The sequence below is a fragment of the Streptomyces luteolifulvus genome (assembly GCF_008806595.1).
Taxonomy (GTDB): Bacteria; Actinomycetota; Actinomycetes; order Streptomycetales; family Streptomycetaceae; genus Streptomyces; species Streptomyces luteolifulvus.
Map to the genome: position 1 here is coordinate 1 of NZ_VZRB01000054.1, position 22028 is coordinate 22028.

Consider the following 22028-nt stretch of genomic DNA (forward strand, 5'->3'; position numbering starts at 1 on the left):
TGTTTTATTTCAAAGGAACCTCGCCCCGGCCGTGACGGCCGGAGACGGGGTATCAACATATCTGGCGTTGATTTTTGGCACGCTGTTGAGTTCTCAAGGAACGGACGCTTCCTTCGTACTCACCCGACACCATCTCTCGGGCTTTCCTCCGGGCGCTTCCCTTCGGTCTTGCGTCTCCGACTCTATCAGATCCTTTCGGGCCTGATTCCCGGTCGGCGGGGCCTTTCGACATTCACTACGTTAGCCGATTCCCCTCGGAAACTCATAATCGAGATCCCGCGAGTTCCGAATTCAGACATGCGTGCACGCCGAATTAGCCCCTGCTGAGGGGAAGTCGTAAGTAGTGGTTTGGCCGCTTCCGGCTGCTGGCGATTGCCGTACCCGGTTCAAGCGGCTCGGGCTACGTTACGCACCTTCCAAGGACGCGTCAACTTGAGCGGCGCCTCGGTACATGGGCCCGATAGGGGCTCACCGTGGGGTCGTTCGCGACCCAGTAACGCCAGGGATGGATGCCTCCGTCGCCGGCCACTCCGGTGCGCGGACCGCTGCGTACCTGGTCCGGGGGGACGGGGGTGCCCGCGAGCATCCGCAGCGGGGTCTCCTCCGTGGTGCACGCGTCCGTGCCGTCCAGTGCTCGGTCCACCCCCAGGGCCGTGGCCAGCCGGGCCGGCCCTTTGGCCAGTTCCTTGTCGTTTCGGGCCGAGAGTCGACGTTTGCGGGCCAGCTCGGCGCCCTCGACGATCTCGCCGGCCCGGAGCAGGACCGCCCTCGCGGTGCCCTCCGGACCGCAGACCAGGTTCATGCAGTGCCACATGCCGTAGGTGAAGTAGACGTACACATGTCCGGGGGGACCGAACATCACGTCATTGCGGGCCGTGCGGCCGCGATAGGCGTGGGAGCCGGGGTCGTTGGGGCCGTCGTACGCCTCGACCTCCGTCAGGCGCAGCGCGATCGGACCGTCCGGGGTGGTGCGCACCAGGAGCCGGCCCAGGAGATCGGGCGCGACGTCCAGTACGGGCCGGTCGAAGAACCCTCTGGGGAGGGGCGTACGGTCGGGGGTCGCGATCATGCCGTCCGAGGGTAGTGCAGACGGGTGGCTGCAACGGGGTGGTCAAGGAGCCTTCGCCTTGCCAGGGTGAGGGCGCGGAACCGGCCAGGGCCGGATCGCGTTACAGGGATCAAGGACCCACACGTAAGAGGGAGTGTCATGGCGTTCAAGAAGCTGCTCGCGAGCCTGGGGGCCGGCGGGGCTTCGGTCGAGACGGTGCTGACCGAGGTCAACGTCGTGCCGGGTGGCGTCGTCCAGGGCGAGGTGCGCATTCAGGGCGGGTCCGTCAATCAGGAGATCGAGGGGCTCTCGGTCGGACTCCAGGCCAAGGTCGAGGTGGAGAGCGGCGACCAGGAGTACAAGCAGGACATCGAGTTCACCAAGTCGCGGCTGGGCGGGGCCTTCGAGCTCCAGGCGGGTGCCGTGCACGCGGTGCCGTTCGGGCTGGAGATCCCGTGGGAGACGCCGATCACCATGATCGACGGTCAGGCGCTGCGCGGGATGAACATCGGGGTGACCACGGAGCTGGAGATCGCCCGTGCCGTGGACTCCGGTGACCTGGACCCGATCAACGTGCACCCGCTGCCCGCCCAGAAGGCGATCCTCGACGCCTTCATCCAGCTGGGCTTCCGGTTCAAGAACGCGGACATGGAGCGCGGTCACATCCGGGGTACCCGGCAGAAGCTGCCGTTCTACCAGGAGATCGAGTTCTTCCCGCCGTCGCAGTACCGGGGTCTGAACCAGGTCGAGCTGAGCTTCGTGGCCGACGGGAGCGCGATGGACGTCATCCTGGAGATGGACAAGAAGCCGGGTCTGTTCAGCGAGGGCAGCGACACGTTCCGTTCGTTCCAGGTGGGTCTGCACGACTACCAGGGGACCGACTGGACGGCGTACCTCAACCAGTGGCTGTCCGAGGTCGGCAGCAAGCGCAACTGGTTCTAGGCTCGGACCGACTGATTCCAGAGCCGTTCAGGAGGTACCGAGGTGACCGAGCTCAAGAGGCGTCCGCTCCCCCACGACTTCCATCCGCCCGTGCCGTCGTTCACGGTCACGAGCGAGGACGTCGCGGAGGGCGGAACGCTCAAGGACGCTCAGGTCCACGCGGCCGGCAACATCTCGCCGCAGCTGCGGTGGGAGGGCTTCCCGGCCGAGACCAAGAGCTTCGCCGTCACCTGCTACGACCCCGATGCTCCGACGGGCAGCGGGTTCTGGCACTGGGTGGTGTTCGACATTCCGGCCTCGGTCACCGAGCTGCCGGAGGGTGCGGGCAGCGGCAAGTTCGAGGGGCTGCCGGCCGGTGCCGTGCAGGCGCGCAACGACTACGGGTCGAAGGAGTTCGGCGGTGCCGCACCGCCGCCCGGGGACGGGTCGCACCGGTATGTGTTCACGGTGTACGCCGTGGACCAGGAGAAGCTGGGTCCGGACTCGGACGCCAGCCCGGCCGCCGTGGGCTTCAATCTGCGGTTCCACACGCTGGCGCGCGCCCAGCTCATCGGTGAGTACGAGGTGCCCGCCGAAGACTGACGTTCATGGAACGTTTGCTCGCCCCTGGTCATGGAAGTGATCAGGGGCGGGCATTTTTTATTGCGTTGTCCATCTCGGCGTGCCCGGCCAGAGTTGATCCAAGCCCGCCAGGGGGGTGGGCCGGTGCACATGGGAGGTGGGCTGGATGCGTGACACGCTGGTGCTGAATGCGAGCTTCGAGCCGCTGTCGACGGTGACTTTGAACCGAGCCGTCGTTCTGGTGCTGCAGGACAAGGCAGTTGTCGAGCAGGCCCACCCCGAACTGCGCATGCGCGGAGCCGAGGTGGACATACCGGCGCCCCGGGTGATCAGACTCTGCAGGTATGTGAGGGTGCCGTTCCGAAGACAAGCCCCCTGGTCGAGGCGGGGCGTTCTGGTACGGGACCGGCACAGGTGCGCGTACTGCGGCCGGCGGGCGACGACCGTGGACCACGTGGTGCCGCGGGCGCAGGGCGGTCGGGACTCCTGGCTGAACACGGTGGCCTCGTGTGCGGAGGACAACCACCGCAAGGCGGACCGGACTCCGGAGCAGGCGGGTATGCCCCTGCTGCGGCAGCCGTTCGAGCCGACTCCGGCGGACGCGATGCTGCTGTCGCTGGGGCACGACGGTTTCGAGGCGCTGCCGGAGTGGCTCGCCCAGCCCGCCGCCTAGCCCATACGCAGATCTGGGGCGCCCTCCGTCCGGAGGGCGCCCCAGCGTCGTATCGCGGACCCGTCAGTCGATGGACGGCTTCTCGCGGCGTTCCGTGCCGCCGGAGTTGTTGCCTCCGCCGCCCGAACCCCCGGCCATCGGGCCGAAGTTGCCCATCGCGCCGGACAACCCCTTGAGGGCGTCGCCGATTTCGCTGGGGACGATCCAGAGCTTGTTGGCGTCGCCCTCGGCGATCTTCGGGAGCATCTGGAGGTACTGGTAGGAGAGGAGCTTCTGGTCGGGGTCGCCGGCGTGGATCGCCTCGAAGACCGTGCGGACGGCCTGGGCCTCGCCCTCTGCCCGCAGGGCCGCGGCCTTCGCCTCACCTTCGGCACGCAGGATCTGGGACTGCTTCTCACCTTCGGCGGTGAGGATCGCCGCCTGGCGCGTACCTTCGGCGGTGAGGATCGCGGCGCGCTTGTCACGGTCGGCGCGCATCTGCTTCTCCATCGAGTCCTGGATGGAGGTGGGCGGTTCGATCGCCTTGAGCTCGACGCGGTTGACGCGGATGCCCCACTTTCCGGTGGCCTCGTCGAGGACGCCGCGCAGGGCCGCGTTGATCTCCTCGCGGGAGGTGAGGGTCCGCTCCAGGTCCATGCCGCCGATGATGTTGCGCAGGGTGGTGACGGTGAGCTGCTCGATCGCCTGGATGTAGCTGGCGACTTCGTAGGTCGCGGCCCGGGCGTCGGTCACCTGGTAGTAGATGACGGTGTCGATGTTGACGACCAGGTTGTCCTGGGTGATCACCGGCTGCGGTGGGAACGGCACGACCTGTTCGCGCAGGTCGATGCGGTTGCGGATGGTGTCGATGAACGGGACGACGATGTTGAGGCCCGCGTTGAGTGTCCGTGTGTAGCGGCCGAAGCGCTCCACGATGGCCGCGCTGGCCTGCGGGATGACTTGGATCGTCTTGATCAGGGCGATGAAGACCAACACCACCAGAATGATCAGGACGATGATGACCGGTTCCATCGTCGGCTCCCCGTACCCTTCTCCGCCTCGGCTCTTTCGGAAGATCTTAAGCTTGTTGAAGATCTTGCTGGTCGAGTCTGACAGACCGTCGCATGCCTCGTGGGGCGTTCGGTTCAGTTGCGTCAACGCCCCGTCCGGCAAGGTCACATGATGATCGCCGTGGCCCCCTCGATGTCCACGACGTCCACTTCGTCGCCCACTTCGTAGGCGCGGCCGGTGTCGAGGGAACGGGCCGACCAGACCTCCCCGGCGAGCTTGATCCGGCCGCCCGAGCCGTCGACGCGTTCCAGCACGACGGCCTGCTTGCCCTTCAAGGCGTCCACGCCCGTGGCGAGTTGGGGTCGTTGCGCGCGATGCCGGGCGGCGATGGGCCGTACGACGGCGATGAGCGCGACCGAGACCACGGCGAAGACGAGCACCTGGGCGACGATTCCGCCGCCGAATCCGGCGACAATCGCAGCGGCGACGGCGCCCACGGCGAGCATGCCGAACTCCGGCATCGCGGTCACCACGAGCGGGATACCGAGCGCGGCCGCGCCGACGAGCCACCACACCCATGCGTCGATGTCGTTCACATGGTCATGGTAGGACCGCGGGTCCTGCCTCCGACAGGGCGCCAAGGGCGCGAGTAGAGGCTTCTTACCCGGGGTTTCGAAGGGTCAGGACAGCGGAAGGCCCTGCGCGGTCCAGCGGTCGCCGATCTGTTCCACGACGAGCGGGAGGCCGAAGCAACGGGAGAGGTTGCGGGAGGTCAGTTCGAGCTCCAGCGGGCCGGCGGCGAGGACCTTGCCCTGCCGGATCATCAGCACGTGGGTGAAGCCGGGGGCGATCTCCTCGACATGGTGCGTGACCATGATCATGGACGGGGCGATCGGGTCGCGGGCGAGGCGGCCGAGACGGCGTACGAGGTCTTCGCGGCCGCCGAGGTCGAGGCCGGCGGCGGGCTCGTCGAGGAGGAGCAGCTCGGGGTCGGTCATCAGGGCGCGAGCGATGAGGGTGCGCTTGCGCTCGCCCTCGGAGAGGGTGCCGAACTTCCGGTCGAGGTAGTCGCTCATGCCGAGGCGGTCGAGGAAGGCCCGGGCGCGCTGCTCGTCGACCTCCTCGTAGTCCTCGTGCCAGTGGGCCGTCATGCCGTACGCGGCGGTCAGCACGGTCTCCAGGACGGTCTGCCGCTTGGGAAGCTTGTCGGCCATGGCGATGCCCGCCATGCCGATACGGGGGCGCAGCTCGAAGACGTCGGTGCCGGGCTGTCCGAGGGTCTCGCCGAGGATAGAGGCGGTGCCCTTGCTCGGGTAGAGGTAGCTGGAGGCGACGTTCAGGAGGGTGGTCTTTCCGGCGCCGTTGGGGCCGAGGATGACCCAGCGTTCGCCCTCCTTGACCGACCAGGAGACCTGGTCCACCAGAGCCCGGCCCTCGCGGACCACGGATACGTCCTGAAGCTCCAGAACATCGCTCATGAGCGCGTTGTCTCCCCTTGCAGTGTGGCCGGTCTCGGCTGTCGCGTAGGCCTGTGGCTCGGTCCGCCGCGCCGGTGTGCGCAGCCCTCAACGAAATCTACGCCACCGGTCGGCTCCTCCCATCCATCGGTCCGGTCCTTAGGGTGGGGGGCATGCTCTCGGAACCACGCTCAGGACTTCTCGGCGCCTGGGGAAATGCCCTGTTGGCCGGACTTGTCTCACCTGATGACGCCGTGCTCGCCATCGTCGGAGAGGACGCGGTGCACCGGGTGGAGGGGCTGCCGGGTGAGCCGGCGCCCGTCGGCCTCACGCTTGCGTTGGGGCGGCTGCGGGCGCTCGGGGTGACCGGGCTGCGGGTCGCGCTGCCCGTGCCCGGGCATCCGCTGGGGCTGAGCGGACCGCCGGAGTTCAATGCGCGGGCGCTGGACGCGGAGGAGGCCGTGATCTGTCACGGCGCCGCGCTCGGCATGGTTCCCGAGGTGTACGAGGCCGGGCCCGAGGGTGATGTCCATGTCGAGGTCGTATGGCATGTGCTGCCGGTGCGGGAGGCGCCGCCCGCCGATGTGCCCTCGCTCGGGGAGGCCGAGCGGGAGCTGGCGGAGGCACTCAGGGAGGCGACGGCGGTGCTGTCCCGGCTGGACGTTGCCGGGTCGGGGCCGGTGGCGGAGGCGGCCATCGACGCGTACCGGGCGCGGGCCGAGCGGGGGCGGGAGGTGCTGGCGCCGGGGTATCCGCCGCGGGCGGTGCGTGTGCTGGAGCTGGCGCAGCGGGTGGGGCTGCTGGTGTCTCTCGCGGACGAGAACGGGCACGGGGGTGCGGTGACCGCGTCCGAGGTGGCCGCGCGGGCGGAGGCGCTGCGGCCGGTGGAGCGGGTGGCTCGGCGGGCGCAAGTCGCCGCGTACAACTCCGTTGTGGAGGAGCGGGGGCGGGGGTGAGGTGCCCTCCGGGGTGGCCGGGGTTGGGGTGGACGTTGCTGGGGGCTCTGCCCCCAGGCCCCCGTATCGGCCTGGACGGCCTCGTCCTCAAGCGCCGGACAGGCTGTGGGGGTGCGGGCCGGGCTGAGAGGGTGAGATTTTGCAGGGTGCTGACAAACGAAGGCCCCGCGAGTCGTGTCCGACTCGTGGGGCCTTCGCTGTGATCGGTCGACCTCAGTCGTTGATGGCCTCGTTGGCGTAGGCCGGGTTGAGGAGGCCGACGACGTTGGCGGTGTTGCCTACGGCGTTGACCGGGACGTGGACCGGAACCTGGACGGTGTTGCCCGAGGCGAGGCCCGGCGAGGCCATGGCCGAGCCGTCGGCAGTCGTGTCGGCGACAGCGGCCCCCGCCGACGCGCCTGCGGCGATACCGGCGATGGTGAGGGCCATGGCAGCCTTCTTGGCGATGTTCATAAGAAGCGTTCCTCCTGCGTCTACATGTCCGACCCGGCCGCGGGTCGTGCGCTGATCAACGCGGTGACAGGCAGAACGGTACGGAGAGTCCCGTTCAAGGGCCCGTTCGGGCCATTGGAGCGACAAGCTGACCGGTCTCCCAAGCGCACCTGGGAGACCGGAGGTCACTGCCGCCCGGTGGCGGGAGTCAGTGGTTCAGGCCGAGGTTGCCGAAGGCGGGGTTCAGCGCACCGATGACGTTCACGGTGTTACCGACCGCGTTCACCGGGATGTGCACTGGAACCTGGACCACATTGCCCGAGGCGACGCCCGGCGAGCCCGCGGCCGAGCCGCCGGCCCAGGCACCGCCGGTGGTGGCCGAGGCCATCCCGGCACCGGCGGCGACCAGCCCGCCGGCCACCATCGTCACGGCCGCTGCCTTCTTCAGCTTCTTCACTTCTGAGTCCTCCTAGCGATCGCCGCGGCAGGCGCCGCGGCACGCTCTGGAGAACGGCGGAGATCCACGAACGGTGCGCCGGCCGGGGGACATTCCCACGACGGTATGAATCTCAGCCCGGAGTGCAACCATTCGTGTGTCAGCCGGTCACACCATGGCGTACGGCCCACAGCGCGGCCTGGGTGCGGTCCGCGAGGTCGAGTTTCATCAGGATGTTCGAGACGTGCGTCTTGACGGTCTTCTCGGAGAGCACCAGCGCGCGGGCGATCTCCCGGTTGGAGCGGCCGTCCGCTATCAGTCCGAGCACCTCACGCTCCCGGTCGGTGAGGGAACCGCCTCTCCCCTGGCCCGGGTTGGTCTCCTCCTGGGACAACAGCACGCCCGCGACCTCGGGTTGGAGCAGGATGTGGCCCGCGTGGACGGAGCGGATGGCGCCGGCGAGCGCGTCGGGGTCGACGTCCTTGTACACATAGCCGGCGGCGCCCGCACGCAGGGCGGGGACCACGGTGCGCTGCTCGGTGAAGCTGGTGACGATCAGCACGCGCGCGGGGTTGTTGAGTTCGCGCAGTTTGCGCAGGGCATCGATGCCGTCCATGCCCGGCATCTTGATATCCATCAGGACGACGTCGGGCTTCAGTTCCTCGATGCGGGCGACGCCTTCGGCGCCGTCCGCCGCCTCGCCCACGACCTCGATGTCGTCCTGCACTTCGAGGAAGGTGCGCAGGCCCCGGCGGACCACCTGGTGGTCGTCGACGAGCAGCACCTTGATTGTGTCAGCCACCGGGGACCTCCATCTCGATCGTGGTGCCCTTTCCGGGCGCCGATTCCACGGTCAGCCTGCCGCCGGTCCCGCTCGCCCGGTCCCGCATGGAGACCAGGCCCAGGTGGCGGCCCGCGCGGCGTATCGCCTTCGGGTCGAAACCGCTGCCGTCGTCCGTCACTCGCAGAAGGGCTCCGGCGCCGCGCCGGTCGAGGGTCACATCGACGTGCTCGGCGCCGGAGTGCCGCAGTGCGTTGTGCAGGGCCTCCTGGGCGACGCGCAGCACGGCCTCCTCCTGGGCGGCGGGCAGCGCCCGGACTCCGTGGCTCTCGAAGGTCACGCGCGCGGTGTGGGCGCGGTCGAGGACCTGGATCTGGGTGCGCAGGGTGGCGACGAGGCCGTCCTCGTCCAGGGCGGCGGGGCGCAACTCCACGACGGCGGCGCGCAGTTCGTCGGCGGCCTCCGCGGCGAGCGCGGCCACCTGCTGCAGTTCGCCCTTGGCGCGGGAGGGATCGCGGTCGACCAGGGCGGCGGCAGCCTGGGCGGTGAGGCGCAGCGAGAACAGTTTCTGGCTCACCGCGTCGTGCAGCTCGTGCGCGAGGCGCGAGCGCTCCTCGGCGATGGTCAGCTCGCGGCTTCGTTCGTAGAGGCCGGCGTTGGTGAGGGCGATCGCCGCATGCTGGGCGAGGATCGCGAGCAGTTCCTCGTCCTCCTGGGTGAAGCCGCAGCTGCCTTCGGGTTTCGAGCAGTTCTTGTTGGCCAGGAACAGGGCGCCGATGATCTCGTCGCCGTCGCGGATCGGCAGGCCCAGGAAGTCCGACATGTCGGGGTGGGCGGAGGGCCAGCCCTCGAAGCGGGGGTCCTTGCGGACGTCGGCGAGGCGCTCGGGCTTGGCCTCCTGGAGCATCGCGGCGAGGATGCCGTGCTGGCGCGGGAGGGGGCCGATGGCCTTCCACTGGGCATCGCTGACACCGTCGACCACGAACTGGGCGAAGCCACCGTGGTCGTCGGGGACACCGAGGGCGGCGTACTGGGCGTCGAGCAGTTCGCGCGCCGAGGCGACGATCGTCTTGAGGACGTCGCGCACCTCGAGATGCCTGCTCATGGCCAGCAGCGCGGAACTCACCGCGGCGAGGCCGGACCTGGGGCCTTGACTCATGCCCTCACGGTACCGGCGGGGTCCGACAGCGGGGATCGGCCCGCTGACCGCCACCGCCTGGGCCTGCGGACCTAGGACCCGGGTCCCCCGCTCCTCGGCGTAGGTCGAAGGGCCCCGCCGCTTTGCGGCCTGCGTCCGAGGCGGCGTGAGCGGTGCCGTTCCTAGGTTGGGGCCACGCCGGTCAGCAGGCGTCGAGGACGGACGAGGGGACGTGTGTCATGGCGGTAGCGATCATCACGGGGGCCTCGAAGGGGCTGGGGCGGGCGCTGGCCGAGGCGCTGGCCGCGCGCGGCTGGGATCTGGTGCTGGACGCCCGGGGCGCCCCGGCCCTGACGGAGGCGGCGGTGGCCGCGGCCGTCCATGGAACGCGCGTGGAGGCCCTGCCCGGCGATGTGACGGACGCCGGGCACCGGGCGGAGCTGGTTGCCGTGGCGCGGAAGCTCGGCGGTGCCGATCTGGTCGTGAACAACGCGAGCGCGCTGGGCGCCGAGCCGCTGGTGCGGCTGGCGGAGCTGCCGCTGGAGGGTCTGCGGCGGGCGCTGGAGGTGAATGTGGTGGCCGCGCTGGGCCTGGTCCAGGAGGCGCTGCCGCTGTTGCGTGCGTCGGCGTCGGGGGCGGTGATCGCGGTCAGCTCCGACGCGGGCGCCGAGGCGTACGCGACGTGGGGCGGCTACGGGGCGTCCAAGGCGGCCCTCGACCATCTCGCGGCGGTGCTCGGCGAGGAGGAGCCGGGGCTGCGGGTGTGGGCGGTCGACCCCGGGGACATGACGACGGACCTGTACGCGGCGGCCGTACCGGACGACGACGATCCGCGGCCGGAGCCGGCCAGTGTGGTGCCGGCGTTCCTGCGGCTGCTGGACGAGCGGCCGGCGAGCGGTCGCTATGAGGCTCCCTCGCTGCTGGAGGCGCGATGACGCTGGCGGTGAGGGTGCCGGAGGAGCTCTCGGCGCGGGTGCCGGCGGAGCAGCGCGGGCCCGGGCTCGACCGGGACGCCGTACGGCTGCTGGTGTCGCGGGGCACCGAGGTGTCGCATCACGCGTTCGTCGAGCTGCCCCGGCTGCTGCGGGCGGGGGACCTGCTGGTCGTCAACACGTCTCCCACGCTGGCCGCCGCCGTGGACGGGCGGATCGGACACTCGCGTGTGGTGGTGCACTTCTCCACGCGGGGGGACGACGGGCGGTGGGCGGTCGAGCTGCGGGTTCCCGACGGGACGGGCACCACGCGCGCGCGTGCGGGCGGGCCTGCGGGGACCCGGGTGCGGCTGCCCGGGGGTGTGCGGCTGGTCCTGGAGGAGCCGCTGAGCGCCGAGGGCGAGCGGCTGTGGTGGGCGCGGGCCTCCGGGCCCGAGGTCCTCGGGAGAGCGCGTGCGTCGAGGGCCGGCGTGCTCGGGATGCTGCGGGAGTACGGGCGGCCGATCCGTTACTCCTACACGGAGCGGGACCAGCCGCTGTCGGTGTACCAGACGGTGTTCGCGCTGCCGTCCGCCGACGGGTCGGGCAGTGCGGAGATGCCGAGTGCGGCGCGGCCCTTCACGGCGCGGCTGGTTGCGGAGCTGGTGAGCCGGGGGGTGCAGTTCGCGCCGATCACGCTGCACACCGGGGTGGCGTCCGCGGAGGTGCACGAGCCGCCGTATCCGGAGCGCTTCGCGGTGCCGGAGGCGTCGGCGCGGCTGATCAACGCGGTGCGGGCGGGTGACGGCCGGGTCGTCGCGGTCGGTACGACGGCCGTGCGGGCCGTGGAGTCGGCGGCCGGCCCCGACGGGGTGGTCCGGGGCGCCGAGGGCTGGACCGATCTCGTGGTCACGCCCGAGCGGGGCGTGCGCGTGGTGGACGGGCTGCTGACCGGGCTGCATGAGCCGGAGGCCTCGCATCTGCTGATGCTGGAGGCGGTCGCCGGACGTGCCGCGGTCGACCGCGGTTACGAGGAGGCGCTGCGCGGGAGGTATCTGTGGCACGAATTCGGGGATGTGCATCTCATCCTCCCGGAGGTGGATCCTCACCCAGAGCATTGCTCCAGCAACTGTTGGTGAGACCGACGCCCGGCCGGTGTGAGCCCGCACATAGGGCGTAGGTCACGTACGAAGGTGCGTAGGAGACGGACATTTCCCTTTTGAGCGGGACAGACGCTCTAATCTGTCCCGTTTTGCCCTTCCTGGGCCCACTATCGAGGATCGTACGTCACACCTTTGCCACAGGATTTTGCGACCGCTAAGAATTGCCGTCGTCGCTCAGCGCTGCGGATTCGTCCGCGGCGTTTGTGCCGGAAGCACCTTGTCCCGCACCGGACGAAGAGCGACCTCCGCGCTATTCGAAGAGGTCCGTCAGTCATGCCCAAGAACACCCGCACCCCTGGTCGTATCCGCACCCTCACCAAGACGCACAAGATCGCGATCGCCGGTGTCGCCACCCTCGGTGCCGCCGCCGTCGCCTTCACCGCCGTGCCGAGCAACGCGTCGACGACCACCTCCGAGGCGGCCGTCTCCTCGGCCAAGGTGGCCTACAGCTCCGAGCAGCTGACCGGCCTGCAGTCGGGGGTTGCCGACCAGCTCGCGGGTGTCAGCCTTCAGGGCAAGGCCATCGAGGCGCAGCAGAAGGCCCAGGCCGAGGCCGCCGCCAAGAAGAAGGCCGCCGCCGCGGCCGCCGCGAAGAAGAAGGCTGCCGCCGAGGCCGCCGCCAAGAAGCGCGCCGCCGCGATCGCCGCCGCGAAGAAGAAGGCCGCCGAGGCCCGCAAGGCGAAGGAGGCCGCCAGCCGGGCCGCCAAGCGCGCCGCGATCAAGAAGGCCGCCAAGAAGACCTACGCGAACAACCTCGACGGCTGGATCCGCGAGTCGCTGGACGTCATGAAGAAGCACGGCATCCCGGGCTCCTACAACGGCATCCACCGCAACATCATGCGGGAGTCCTCCGGCAACCCGAACGCCATCAACAACTGGGACATCAACGCCATCAACGGCATCCCGTCGAAGGGCCTGCTGCAGGTCATCCCGCCGACCTTCCAGGCGTACCACGTCCCGGGCACGTCCTGGAACATCTACGACCCGGTCGCCAACATCACCGCCGCCTGCAACTACGCGGCCGACCGGTACGGCTCCATGGACAACGTCAACAGCGCGTACTGAGGTCGGCGCGGACCTCTTCTCGCGAACACGAACGCCGAAGGGCGGCACCCTCCTGACGAGGTGCCGCCCTTCGGAACGTACGGGCGCGACTACTTGCGCATGACCTCCGGCTCGTGGCGGCGCAGAAAGCGGGCCACGAAGATGCCGCAGATCACGCCGAGGACGATCAGGGCGGCCATGTCCATGCCCCAGGCGCCGACGGTGTGCTCCCACAGCGGGTCGTTGTCGCCGCCCTCCGCGGGCGGGCTGATCTTGTTGAAGTCCAGGGTGGCGCCCGCGGCGGCGACCGCCCAGCGCGAGGGCATCAGATACGAGAACTCGTTGACGCCGATCGAGCCGTTCAGGGTGAACAGGCAGCCGGTGAACACGACCTGGATGATCGCGAACATGACCAGCAGCGGCATGGTCTTCTCGGCCGTCTTCACCAGCGAAGAGATGATCAGGCCGAACATCATCGAGGTGAAGCCCAGCGCCATGATCGGCAGGGAGAGTTCCAGCATGGTGGCGCTGCCGAGGACCAGGCCCTCCGTCGGGATCTCCCGGCTCGAGAAGCCGATCACACCCACCATCAGGCCCTGCAGCACGGTGATCACACCGAGCACGAACACCTTCGACATCAGGTACGCGGAGCGGGACAGACCCGTCGCGCGCTCCCGCTCGTAGATGACCCGTTCCTTGATCAGCTCTCGGACGGAGTTGGCCGCGCCGGCGAAGCAGGCGCCGACCGCGAGGATCAGCAGCACCGTGGTGGCCGTGCCGTTGGGGATGATGCGGCCCGTCGCATTGGCCGGGTTGGGCAGCAGCCCCTTGCCCGAGTCGATGAGGAGGCTCACCGCGCCGAGGACGCCCGGCAGGATCACCATCAGGGCCAGGAAGCCCTTGTCGGAGGCGATCACCGAGATGTAGCGGCGCACCAGCGTGACGAACTGGGACATCCAGCCCTGCGGCTTGGGCGGCTTCATCGCCTGCATGGGCGGCATCGTTACGGACTGCGGCGCAACGGCGTCGATGTCCGCAGCGTACATCTGGTAGTGCTGCGAGCCCTTCCAGCGGCCCGCCCAGTCGTAGTCGCGGTAGTTCTCGAAGGCGGAGAAGACATCGGCCCAGGTGTCGTAGCCGAAGAAGTTCAGCGCCTCCTCCGGCGGACCGAAGTAGGCGACCGCGCCGCCGGGCGCCATCACCAGGAGCTTGTCGCACAGCGCCAGCTCGGCCACCGAGTGGGTGACGACGAGCACGGTACGGCCGTCGTCGGCGAGGCCGCGCAGCAGCTGCATGACGTCGCGGTCCATGCCCGGGTCCAGGCCGGAGGTCGGCTCGTCCAGGAAGATCAGGGACGGCTTGGTGAGCAGCTCCAGAGCCACCGAGACCCGCTTGCGCTGGCCGCCGGAGAGGGAGGTGACCTTCTTCTCCTTGTGGATGTCCAGTTTCAGCTCGCGCAGCACCTCGTCTATGCGGGCCTCACGCTCGGCGCCGGTGGTGTCGGCGGGGAAGCGCAGCTTGGCCGCGTACTTGAGGGCCTTCTTGACGGTGAGTTCCTTGTGCAGGATGTCGTCCTGCGGGACCAGACCGATGCGCTGGCGCAGCTCGGCGAACTGCTTGTACAGGTTCCGGTTGTCGTAGAGCACGTCGCCCTGGTTCGCGGGCCGGTAGCCCGTGAGCGCCTTCAGAAGCGTCGACTTGCCCGAGCCGGACGGGCCGATGACCGCGATCAGCGACTTCTCCGGGACGCCGAAGGAGACGTCCTTGAGGATCTGCTTGCCGCCGTCGACCGTGACGGTCAGATGGCGGGCGGAGAAGGACACCTCACCGGTGTCGACGAACTCCTCGAGCCGGTCGCCGACCAGGCGGAACGTGGAGTGGCCTACGCCGACGATGTCGTTGGGTCCGAGCAGCGTGGAGCCGCCCTTGGCGATCGGCTGGCCGTTGACGTACGTGCCGTTGTGCGAGCCCAGGTCGCGGATCTCGAAGCGGCCGTCGGGCGTGGCATGGAACTCGGCGTGGTGGCGCGAGACCTGGAGGTCGGAGACGACCAGCTCGTTGTCCAGGGCACGGCCGATGCGCATCACGCGGCCCAGCGAGAACTGGTGGAACGTGGTCGGGCTGCGGTCGCCGTAGACCGGAGGCGCCCCCGCGACACCACCGGGGCCCTGCTGCTGCGGGATGTGCGGCGCCGACTGCTGCGGCTGCTGCCAGCCGGCCTGCGGGGCCTGCTGCTGCGGCGGCGCCTGCTGTGCCCAGCCGGGGCCCGCGCCCTGCGCCGCGTACGGCTGCTGCTGGGGCTGGGCCTGCGGAGCCGCGACGGCCGCGGCGCCGGAGACGCCGAGGCGCGGTCCGTCGGTCGGGTTGCCCAGGTGGACGGCCGCGCCGGGGCCTATCTCCGTCCGGTGCACCCGCTGGCCCTGCACAAACGTGCCGTTGGTGCTTCCGTGGTCGTCGAGGACCCAACTCCGGCCGTTCCAGCTGATCGTGGCGTGACGCCAGGACACCCGGGCGTCTTCGAGCACGATGTCGCCCTGCGGATCGCGTCCGAGGGTGTATTGCCTGGACGGGTCGAGCGTCCAGGTCCGTCCATTCAATTCCAGTACGAGTTCCGGCACTCCATGCCCCACTGAGTAGTCCCCCGAGTTACCCCCAACACAGGGAGTCTAGGGATGTCGAACATCGTCGGGAACTATTTCAGGCTCGGCCCTGTGACCGAAAGTCGGGCCTCGTGCTGAGCGCGTACGCGCGGTTCGTCTGTTTCCGTTGACGGGGTTGAAACCGGCCCGGAGAGTGGTAATCCACGCGAGGGGGACATGCGCGGTGGTCGGCCGCGCCCGCGGGCCGGGGGGTTGCATGAGTGCGTCCATGAGCGTCGAGACGCCGCGGCACGGCACGAGGGTGCCGTGGGGAGACGTCGTGCTGTCCGCGATCGCCTCCGTGAGCTGGGCGTTGATCGGGATGGCGGGCACGGCGGCGCTCGGACTGCATCTGCTGGAGGCGGACACGGCGGGCTCGCTCGGCCCGATGACCGCCGCCGTCGTGGCACTCGGGGCGGGTGGTTCGGTCACGCCGTCGGGCGATGTGTCGGCGTTCGGGCTGTCGGGCGCGCAGGCGAACACCGCCATCGAGATCACGCCACTGGGGGTGAGCCTGGTCGGCGCGCTGCTGCTGTCCTGGTTCTTCCTGCGGTCCCTGCGGACGGCGGGAGTTGTGATCGCTCCGGCCGAACTCCTCGCGCGCGCGGGCACGGTGGTGGCGCTGTTCGTGGCGATGCTGGGCGGGCTGGTCTGGGCGGGCCACGACGTCATCACCATCGACGGGGGCGCGCTGGGCCTCGACGACCTGCCCGGCGGCTCCGGCGGAGGCGGCCTGGAGATTCCGGGCCTGGGCGACGTCGGGGACATCGGCGGGCTGCTGCCCGACAGGGTCGGCGACCTCATCGACGCGAAGGCGGCGGTCGGCTTCACCGTCGACACCGCGCCCACGCTGCTCGGCGGTCTCGGCTGGTCGGCCGGGATTCTGCTGATCGCCCTGCTGGCCTCGCGCCGCACTCCCCTGCCGCGCGGCTGGGAGGCCGTGCACCGGGTCGTACGGCCGGCCGTGTCCGCGCTCGTCGCGGTGCTGCTGGTGGCGGTGGCGGCAGGGCTCGCGGCGGCGGCGTACGCGGCGATCGGAGACGACCACCCCAAGCGGATCGCCGGGGCGGCGCTGCTCGGCGCGCCCAACGGGACCTGGCTGGGCATTCCTGTCGGCCTGTTCGTGCCGTTCGACGGGCAGGCCACCGGGGTGCTGACGAGGGTGCTCCCGGATCCGCTGGACGACCTGCTGACCGCCAAGTCGGACCAGTCGGTGACGCTGGGGCGGCTGGCCGAGCTGGACGGGCGGGTGTGGCTGCTGGGGGTCGCTGCCGCCGTGATGATGCTGCTGGCGGGGGTTCTGACGGCGGTTCGCACCCCCGTGGGAGCGCCGGTGCACGGCGGGGGCGCGGGCGCCCTCGGATTCGCCGGGCGGTGTGCGCTGCGGCTCGGCCTCGTGACCGCGCTGACGCTGCCGCTGCTCGCCTGGCTGACGGAGGTGTCCGTCGACGCCTCCCTGTCCGTCCTCGGCTTCGACGCGTTCGGCGCGGGGGTCGAGATACGGGGCCACCTCGGCATGGCGCTCGTGCTCGGTGCGCTCTGGGGCGCGGGGGCGGGAGCGGCAGCCGCACTGCTGGCCCACACGAGCGGTGCCGCGGGGAAGCGGGCGGCACCCTTGGCACTGGGTGTCGTGGCGCAAACGACTCGGTCGCCGGCGTCGGGGGACGGCGGGCCCACGGGGGAGATGGGGTACGGGGACGATGCGGGGCTCCGTGCGGGCGGACCCGGGGGGTACGCGGGCGAGGCGGGGCCGTACGGCGGTGGGGCGGGGTCGTCTGCCGGTGAACCGGCGGGGCGCGGTGGCGGGGCTGGGCCGTATGCGGGTGAGCCGTATGCGGGTGAGCCGGGGGCGCAGGGCGGTGGTCCGGGAGCGTACGCGGGGGAGCCAGGGCTGCATGCGGGTCAGCTGGACGCGAGCGGCGGTGGAGCGGGACCGTACGCCGGGCGGTCGGGGCCGTACGCCGGGCGGTCGGGCGGGAGCGTCAGTGGACCGGCGCCATACGCCGGACGGCCAGGGCCGTACGCCGGAGAGCCGGACGCGAGCGGCAGTGGAGCGGGACCGTACGCGGGAGAGCCAGGGCCGTACACCGGAAGGCCGGAGCCGGACGCGAGCGGCGCTGGACCGGCGCCACACGCCGGACAGCCAGGGCCGTACGCCGGAGAGCCGGGGCCGTACGTGCCGGGGAAGCCGTACCGGCCGCCGAATCCGGCGACCAATCCGTACTTGCAGATGCCGGACGAATTGCGCGAACCGGAGGACGCTCGGCCGCCGAACGCGGGGCGACCAGGTGCTGGGGATGCCAGGTCGGGTGCCGGAGGCACGTGGCGCGGCGCCGAGGGTACGCCGCCCCGTGCCGGGGACGCGCGGTCGGGTGCCGGGAGTGGACGGCCGGGTAGCGGGAACGCGCAATCGCAACGTCCCGCCGCGCCCCCCGAGGGCCCCCCTCCGGCCGACGCCGGCGAGAAGCCGCGGCGCGGCGGTTCGCCGCCGCCTCACGATGTGTACGGCGCCCCCACCGTGGCCCAGCCGATCGAGCCGCAACCTCGCTCGTCGCAGCAGCAGCCTCCCCGGTCGGGGCGCGGAGACCGGCGGTCCCCCGCGTCCGACGACGGGCCCCCGCCGCCACCGCCGCCCCCTCCCCCCGCGCCGCCGCGGAGACCGAAGGGTCCGCGCTGATCGACTCGGGGAGCGCGGCGGAGTGCACGTGCCGCCGCGAGACCCCTCCGGGGAGCGTTCATGACTCGGCCGTAAGGATCCGGCCACCCCCCGGACACCCAGTGTTTCGTGTCCGTCAGGCGGACCCCAGGAGCAGAGGCACTGGGTGCCGGATACGGTGGAAGCACCATGAGCGCTTCGCAGACCTCTGACTTCCCCACTCTTCTCGTCAAGATCTTCGGGAAGGACCGGCCGGGTATCACGGCCGGTCTCTTCGACACCCTCGCCGCCTTCTCCGTCGACGTCGTCGACATCGAGCAGGTCGTCACCCGTGGCCGCATGGTGCTGTGCGCGCTCGTGACCGCGCCGTCCGCCGGGCTGGAGGGGGATCTGCGGTCGACCGTCCACAACTGGGCGGAGTCGATGAAGATGCAGGCCGAGATCATCTCCGGCAAGGGCGACAACCGGCCGCGCGGTCTCGGCCGCTCCCTGGTCACCGTGCTGGGCCACCCGCTCACCGCGGAGGCCACCGCCGCCATCGCCGCCAAGATCACCAACGCGGGCGGCAACATCGACCGTATCTTCCGCCTCGCCAAGTATCCCGTGACGGCCGTCGAGTTCGCGGTGTCCGGTGTGGAGACCGAGCCGCTGCGCACCGCCCTGGTGACCGACGCGGCGGCGGTCGGGGTCGACGTGGCGGTCGTCGCCGCGGGTCTGCACCGGCGCGCCCAGCGTCTGGTCGTCATGGACGTGGACTCCACGCTCATCCAGGACGAGGTGATCGAGCTCTTCGCCGCACACGCGGGCTGCGAGGACAGGGTCGCCGAGGTGACGGCGGCCGCGATGCGCGGGGAGCTGGACTTCGAGCAGTCACTGCACGCGCGTGTGGCACTGCTGGAGGGGCTGGACGCCTCGGTCGTCGACAAGGTGCGCAGCGAGGTGCGGTTGACGCCGGGCGCCCGCACGCTCATCCGTACGCTGAAGCGGCTCGGCTTCCAAGTGGGTGTCGTCTCGGGTGGCTTCACCCAGGTGACGGACGATCTGAAGGAGCGGCTCGGACTGGACTTCGCCCAGGCCAACACGCTGGAGATCGTCCATGGGAAGCTGACGGGCAGGGTCACCGGGGAGATCGTGGACCGGGCGGGCAAGGCGCGGCTGCTGCGCCGGTTCGCCGCCGAGGCGGGCGTGCCGCTGGCCCAGACGGTGGCGATCGGCGACGGCGCCAACGACCTGGACATGCTCAACGCGGCCGGTCTCGGGGTCGCCTTCAACGCCAAGCCGGTCGTGCGGGAGGCGGCGCACACCGCGGTGAACGTACCCTTCCTGGACACGGTCCTGTATCTGCTGGGTGTCACCCGCGAAGAGGTCGAGGCGGCGGACGCCCACGAGGAGGGCTGACCTCCCGGCGAGGCGAGACGGAGCCTCCCGGCGCGGCGAGGAGGACCGAGCCCCCACACACACATGGCTGAGGGGTCGGCACCGTGGCGGTGCAGACCCCCTCGCCAACGCGCACGGGTCGGGTCAGTCGGACGGCGCCCAGTAGTCGGTCAGCGCGGCCACGCCCGGCTCCAGGCCTTTCCAGGAGCCGTCGAAGGACAGGACGGCGAACGCCGCCGCCGGGAAGCCGCGGCGGCTCATGCGCTCACGGGCGTCGCCCTCGGCCGACCCGGGCAGGATCTCGGCGAGACCCTGCACACCCGGGTTGTGGCCGATCAGGACGACGTTCTGTGCGTCGTCGGGGATCTCGTTCATCACCGCGATCAGCTCACCGGGCGAGGCGTCGTAGATCCGCTCTTCGTAGACGGTTTTCGGCCGGTGCGGGAATTCGTGGACGGCAAGCTTCCAGGTCTCGCGGGTCCGGGTCGCGGTGGAGCACAGGGCCAGATCGAGGGAGATACCGGAGTCGGCCAGCTTGCGACCGGCGACTGCGGCGTCCATACGGCCCCGCTCAGCGAGCGGCCGCTCGTGGTCGGTCACCTGTGGCCAGTCGGCTTTCGCATGCCGGAAGAGGACAATCCTACGGGGTTCTGCGACGCTCATGGCACCCAGCTTCGCATGAAACACGCCATGCGGCGCAGGGAGTTGACATGCGGCTTCACCGGTACGAGGTGATCACCGGGGGCCTGGCCCGGCGGGGCGCTCAGCCGGCGGCCAGCTCCCGCAGCCGCTCGACGAGCTGGGTGAGGGCGGGGTCGCCGGCCGCCGCATGGGCGTCGGACGGGTTGAGTATGAGCAGCAGCAGACTGATGAAGGCGAGCGCGGGAAGGGCAAGAGCCCACCAGGGCAGCCGGATGTCGACGCGGCCTCGGGTTGCCGGGCGGGGCCGGGTGTGCGTAGGGGCCGACATGGGTGCCTCCGCGGGTCTTCGGGTGTCCCTGCTCCATGGTCCGTGCCCGTCTGTGGCGGGCACAGCTCGAAGCTACGGAATCCGGAGGCCCCAACCCATCCGGTGATCCACCCAGTTGACCCTGACACTCGCCCCCTAGGGGATGGGGGGCTAACCCCACCACCGCAGCCGGGGAACCGCGTGCGGAGCGGCGTAGGCGGGGTCAGGGCGAGGCGATCGACGCGATGACGGCGATGATCACGAAGATGGCGAGGAACGCGCCGAAGACGAGCAGCATCTTCTTCTGGCCGTTGCGGGGGTTCGGGTCGAGCACTGGCATGCGGCAAGTCTCGCACTCGTGGTCCTCGGCGGCCCGCCCGGGGTGATGTCGGCGGGCGGCCTCGTCCCTGCTCGACACCCGTCAGGGCTGCGGCACCTACGTCGTGGCGACGCGCGAGCCGGCCGGGGTGATGCACCGCCGTTTCACCGACGCGGCCCCCGGCACATCGCCGAGCTGCTCTCCACCCTGGACGCGTATCCAGCTACCCGTTCGTGTGCCGCCCGGGCCGGCTCAGCTCGCCATCTGGTGGCTGATCCACGCCGAGCCGACCTCCTTCCAGCACCGGCCGGTGAGCCGTACGGTCGCCGCGGGCCCGGCGTCGACGGGGTCGCCGTCGGTGTCGAGGTCCCACCAACGGGCGCACTCGATGTGCAGGCGGACCCGATCGGTGTCGACATAGGGGTTGTGGCAGTAGGCCACGACATGGGAGCCGCGGACGGTCGTACGGCACTCCGCTCCGAACAGGCGCGGGGCCCCCGGTGTCCCGTCCTTCACGCGTGCGTGCGGTGCCGCCTCGTACGGCAGCAGGACGACGAGGGCGACGGCCACGGTCGCTGAGGCCAGGCTGCGGGACAGGCGCACAAGGGAACCTCCTCGGCCGTGCTGGGGAGGGAATCGCGCAGTGAACGCGCTCCTTCAGAGTGCGCCGCCGGGTCCCGGGTGCGCCCGGCCGGTGAGCCGAACGGGTGATGTGCGCACGACCGAGGCCCGCACCCGAAGGGGGCGCGGGCCTCGGTCGTCGTACGGGACGGGGCGCAGCGGTCAGGCACCGACGGCGTGCAGACCGCCGTCGACGTGGACGATCTCGCCCGTGGTCTTCGGGAACCAGTCGCTGAGCAGGGCGACGACACCGCGGCCGGCCGGCTCCGGGTCCTTGAGGTCCCACTCCAGCGGGGAGCGGTTGTCCCACACGGAGGCCAGCTCGGAGAAGCCCGGGATGGACTTGGCGGCCATGGAGCCGATCGGGCCCGCGGAGATGAGGTTGCAGCGGATGTTCTGCTTGCCCAGGTCGCGGGCGAGGTAGCGGCTGGTGGCCTCCAGGGCGGCCTTGGCCGGGCCCATCCAGTCGTACTGCGGCCAGGCGAAGGACGCGTCGAAGGTGAGGCCGACGACCGAGCCGCCGTTCTGCATCAGCGGCAGACAGGCCATGGTCAGCGACTTCAGGGAGAACGCCGAGACGTGCATGGCCGTGGAGACCGACTCGAACGGCGTGTTGAGGAAGTTGCCGCCGAGCGCGTCCTGCGGCGCGAAGCCGATGGAGTGGACGACGCCGTCGAGGCCGCCGAGTTCCTCGCCGACGAGGTCGGCGAGACGCCGCAGGTGCTCGTCGTTGGTCACGTCGAGCTCGATGACCTTGGTGGGCTTGGGGAGCTTCTTGGCGATGCGCTCGGTCAGGGTGGGCCGCGGGAAGGCGGTCAGGATGACCTCCGCGCCCTGCTCCTGGGCCAGCTTCGCGGTGTGGAAGGCGATGGACGACTCCATCAGCACACCGGTGATCAGGACGCGCTTGCCCTCGAGAATTCCACTCATGGTGA

Annotated in this window: 21 protein-coding genes and 2 pseudogenes; 9 read left to right on the plus strand and 14 right to left on the minus strand. The window is 70.5% G+C overall.

Features of this window, described 5'->3' with window-relative positions; all coding sequences use genetic code 11:
- Positions 1-427: 427 nt before the first annotated feature.
- Entirely contained in the window at positions 428-1069 is a 642-nt protein-coding gene (locus F7R91_RS38740) for a DNA-3-methyladenine glycosylase (RefSeq protein WP_150958161.1), read from the minus strand.
- Between the two features lie 138 nt (positions 1070-1207).
- Here F7R91_RS38740 and F7R91_RS38745 point away from each other — a divergent pair, with 138 nt between their 5' ends.
- The 3 genes from F7R91_RS38745 (at position 1208) to F7R91_RS38755 (ending at position 3224) form a co-directional block, all read left to right on the plus strand.
- Positions 1208-1990: a sporulation protein gene (locus F7R91_RS38745; protein ID WP_150958163.1), complete on the plus strand. Its 783-nt coding sequence runs from the start codon at positions 1208-1210 to the stop codon at positions 1988-1990.
- A 42-nt stretch (positions 1991-2032) separates the two neighbouring features.
- Complete coding sequence (locus F7R91_RS38750) at positions 2033-2572, plus strand: YbhB/YbcL family Raf kinase inhibitor-like protein (RefSeq protein WP_150958166.1); 540 nt, start codon at positions 2033-2035, stop codon at positions 2570-2572.
- Between the two features lie 145 nt (positions 2573-2717).
- Positions 2718-3224 carry an HNH endonuclease gene (locus tag F7R91_RS38755; RefSeq protein ID WP_150958168.1) on the plus strand — a complete coding sequence of 169 codons (507 nt, stop codon included), beginning with the start codon at positions 2718-2720 and terminating at the stop codon, positions 3222-3224.
- 63 nt (positions 3225-3287) lie between these two features.
- Here F7R91_RS38755 and F7R91_RS38760 read toward each other — a convergent pair whose 3' ends face one another.
- The 3 genes and pseudogenes from F7R91_RS38760 to F7R91_RS38770 all read right to left on the minus strand — a co-directional run.
- Positions 3288-4235: an SPFH domain-containing protein gene (locus F7R91_RS38760; RefSeq protein ID WP_150958170.1), complete on the minus strand. Its 948-nt coding sequence runs from the start codon at positions 4233-4235 to the stop codon at positions 3288-3290.
- 143 nt (positions 4236-4378) lie between these two features.
- Positions 4379-4810, minus strand: coding sequence for an NfeD family protein (locus tag F7R91_RS38765; protein WP_150958172.1), 432 nt, complete (start codon positions 4808-4810; stop codon positions 4379-4381).
- Between the two features lie 351 nt (positions 4811-5161).
- Positions 5162-5692, minus strand: a pseudogene (locus F7R91_RS38770) (ABC transporter ATP-binding protein); the annotation flags it as partial.
- A 152-nt stretch (positions 5693-5844) separates the two neighbouring features.
- Between F7R91_RS38770 and F7R91_RS38775 the strand changes: the two are divergent.
- On the plus strand, positions 5845-6627 hold the full coding sequence (locus F7R91_RS38775; RefSeq protein WP_150958175.1) for a hypothetical protein: 783 nt from the start codon (positions 5845-5847) through the stop codon (positions 6625-6627).
- A gap of 213 nt (positions 6628-6840) precedes the next feature.
- On the opposite strand, the gene F7R91_RS38780 is transcribed toward F7R91_RS38775, so the two are convergent.
- The 4 genes from F7R91_RS38780 to F7R91_RS38795 all read right to left on the minus strand — a co-directional run bounded on the left by F7R91_RS38780 (position 6841) and on the right by F7R91_RS38795 (position 9435).
- Positions 6841-7080 carry a chaplin gene (locus F7R91_RS38780; RefSeq protein WP_150958177.1) on the minus strand — a complete coding sequence of 80 codons (240 nt, stop codon included), beginning with the start codon at positions 7078-7080 and terminating at the stop codon, positions 6841-6843.
- Between the two features lie 187 nt (positions 7081-7267).
- Positions 7268-7516: a chaplin gene (locus tag F7R91_RS38785; protein WP_150958179.1), complete on the minus strand. Its 249-nt coding sequence runs from the start codon at positions 7514-7516 to the stop codon at positions 7268-7270.
- A gap of 139 nt (positions 7517-7655) precedes the next feature.
- Complete coding sequence (locus F7R91_RS38790) at positions 7656-8297, minus strand: response regulator (RefSeq protein WP_150958181.1); 642 nt, start codon at positions 8295-8297, stop codon at positions 7656-7658.
- Complete coding sequence (locus tag F7R91_RS38795) at positions 8290-9435, minus strand: GAF domain-containing sensor histidine kinase (RefSeq protein WP_150958183.1); 1146 nt, start codon at positions 9433-9435, stop codon at positions 8290-8292. Before F7R91_RS38795 ends, F7R91_RS38790 begins: the two co-directional genes overlap by 8 nt.
- A 218-nt stretch (positions 9436-9653) precedes the next feature.
- On the opposite strand from F7R91_RS38795, the gene F7R91_RS38800 reads away from it, so the two are divergent.
- From F7R91_RS38800 to F7R91_RS38810, 3 genes are all read left to right on the plus strand, one after another.
- Entirely contained in the window at positions 9654-10349 is a 696-nt protein-coding gene (locus F7R91_RS38800; protein ID WP_150958185.1) for an SDR family NAD(P)-dependent oxidoreductase, read from the plus strand.
- The gene (locus F7R91_RS38805; RefSeq protein ID WP_150958187.1) at positions 10346-11464 is read left to right on the plus strand and encodes an S-adenosylmethionine:tRNA ribosyltransferase-isomerase; all 1119 of its coding nucleotides are present in this window, start codon (positions 10346-10348) and stop codon (positions 11462-11464) included. The genes F7R91_RS38800 and F7R91_RS38805 overlap by 4 nt, the downstream gene beginning before the upstream one ends.
- A gap of 297 nt (positions 11465-11761) precedes the next feature.
- Entirely contained in the window at positions 11762-12553 is a 792-nt protein-coding gene (locus F7R91_RS38810; RefSeq protein WP_150958189.1) for a transglycosylase SLT domain-containing protein, read from the plus strand.
- Between the two features lie 89 nt (positions 12554-12642).
- Here the strand turns inward: F7R91_RS38810 and F7R91_RS38815 are convergent, their stop codons facing one another.
- The gene (locus F7R91_RS38815) at positions 12643-15150 is read right to left on the minus strand and encodes an ABC transporter ATP-binding protein/permease (protein ID WP_150958191.1); all 2508 of its coding nucleotides are present in this window, start codon (positions 15148-15150) and stop codon (positions 12643-12645) included.
- Between the two features lie 238 nt (positions 15151-15388).
- Between F7R91_RS38815 and F7R91_RS44460 the strand changes: the two are divergent.
- Positions 15389-16802 (plus strand): annotated as a pseudogene (locus tag F7R91_RS44460) (streptophobe family protein); the annotation flags it as partial.
- Positions 16803-18016: 1214 nt separating this feature from the next.
- The gene (gene serB, locus F7R91_RS38825; RefSeq protein WP_150958193.1) at positions 18017-19225 is read left to right on the plus strand and encodes a phosphoserine phosphatase SerB; all 1209 of its coding nucleotides are present in this window, start codon (positions 18017-18019) and stop codon (positions 19223-19225) included.
- Positions 19226-19348: 123 nt separating this feature from the next.
- Here serB and F7R91_RS38830 read toward each other — a convergent pair whose 3' ends face one another.
- From F7R91_RS38830 to fabI, 5 genes are all read right to left on the minus strand, one after another.
- Positions 19349-19867, minus strand: coding sequence for a SixA phosphatase family protein (locus tag F7R91_RS38830; protein WP_150958195.1), 519 nt, complete (start codon positions 19865-19867; stop codon positions 19349-19351).
- 100 nt (positions 19868-19967) lie between these two features.
- Entirely contained in the window at positions 19968-20174 is a 207-nt protein-coding gene (locus F7R91_RS38835) for a hypothetical protein (RefSeq protein WP_150958197.1), read from the minus strand.
- A 202-nt stretch (positions 20175-20376) separates the two neighbouring features.
- Positions 20377-20493: an SGM_5486 family transporter-associated protein gene (locus F7R91_RS43950; RefSeq protein ID WP_150958199.1), complete on the minus strand. Its 117-nt coding sequence runs from the start codon at positions 20491-20493 to the stop codon at positions 20377-20379.
- A 231-nt stretch (positions 20494-20724) separates the two neighbouring features.
- Entirely contained in the window at positions 20725-21075 is a 351-nt protein-coding gene (locus F7R91_RS38850) for a hypothetical protein (RefSeq protein WP_150958201.1), read from the minus strand.
- Between the two features lie 180 nt (positions 21076-21255).
- Positions 21256-22023: an enoyl-ACP reductase FabI gene (gene fabI, locus F7R91_RS38855; protein WP_150958203.1), complete on the minus strand. Its 768-nt coding sequence runs from the start codon at positions 22021-22023 to the stop codon at positions 21256-21258.
- Between the last annotated feature and the right edge of the window lie 5 nt (positions 22024-22028).

Coding starts and splice junctions, on each gene's coding strand:
- F7R91_RS38740 (WP_150958161.1), bottom strand. CDS start 1,069: ATGATCGCGACCCCCGACCGTACGCCCCTCCCCAGAGGGTTCTTCGAC.
- F7R91_RS38745 (WP_150958163.1), top strand. CDS start 1,208: ATGGCGTTCAAGAAGCTGCTCGCGAGCCTGGGGGCCGGCGGGGCTTCG.
- F7R91_RS38755 (WP_150958168.1), top strand. CDS start 2,718: ATGCGTGACACGCTGGTGCTGAATGCGAGCTTCGAGCCGCTGTCGACG.
- F7R91_RS38760 (WP_150958170.1), bottom strand. CDS start 4,235: ATGGAACCGGTCATCATCGTCCTGATCATTCTGGTGGTGTTGGTCTTC.
- F7R91_RS38775 (WP_150958175.1), top strand. CDS start 5,845: ATGCTCTCGGAACCACGCTCAGGACTTCTCGGCGCCTGGGGAAATGCC.
- F7R91_RS38780 (WP_150958177.1), bottom strand. CDS start 7,080: ATGAACATCGCCAAGAAGGCTGCCATGGCCCTCACCATCGCCGGTATC.
- F7R91_RS38795 (WP_150958183.1), bottom strand. CDS start 9,435: ATGAGTCAAGGCCCCAGGTCCGGCCTCGCCGCGGTGAGTTCCGCGCTG.
- F7R91_RS38800 (WP_150958185.1), top strand. CDS start 9,654: ATGGCGGTAGCGATCATCACGGGGGCCTCGAAGGGGCTGGGGCGGGCG.
- F7R91_RS38805 (WP_150958187.1), top strand. CDS start 10,346: ATGACGCTGGCGGTGAGGGTGCCGGAGGAGCTCTCGGCGCGGGTGCCG.
- F7R91_RS38810 (WP_150958189.1), top strand. CDS start 11,762: ATGCCCAAGAACACCCGCACCCCTGGTCGTATCCGCACCCTCACCAAG.
- serB (WP_150958193.1), top strand. CDS start 18,017: ATGAGCGCTTCGCAGACCTCTGACTTCCCCACTCTTCTCGTCAAGATC.
- F7R91_RS38830 (WP_150958195.1), bottom strand. CDS start 19,867: ATGAGCGTCGCAGAACCCCGTAGGATTGTCCTCTTCCGGCATGCGAAA.
- F7R91_RS38835 (WP_150958197.1), bottom strand. CDS start 20,174: ATGTCGGCCCCTACGCACACCCGGCCCCGCCCGGCAACCCGAGGCCGC.
- F7R91_RS43950 (WP_150958199.1), bottom strand. CDS start 20,493: ATGCCAGTGCTCGACCCGAACCCCCGCAACGGCCAGAAGAAGATGCTG.
- fabI (WP_150958203.1), bottom strand. CDS start 22,023: ATGAGTGGAATTCTCGAGGGCAAGCGCGTCCTGATCACCGGTGTGCTG.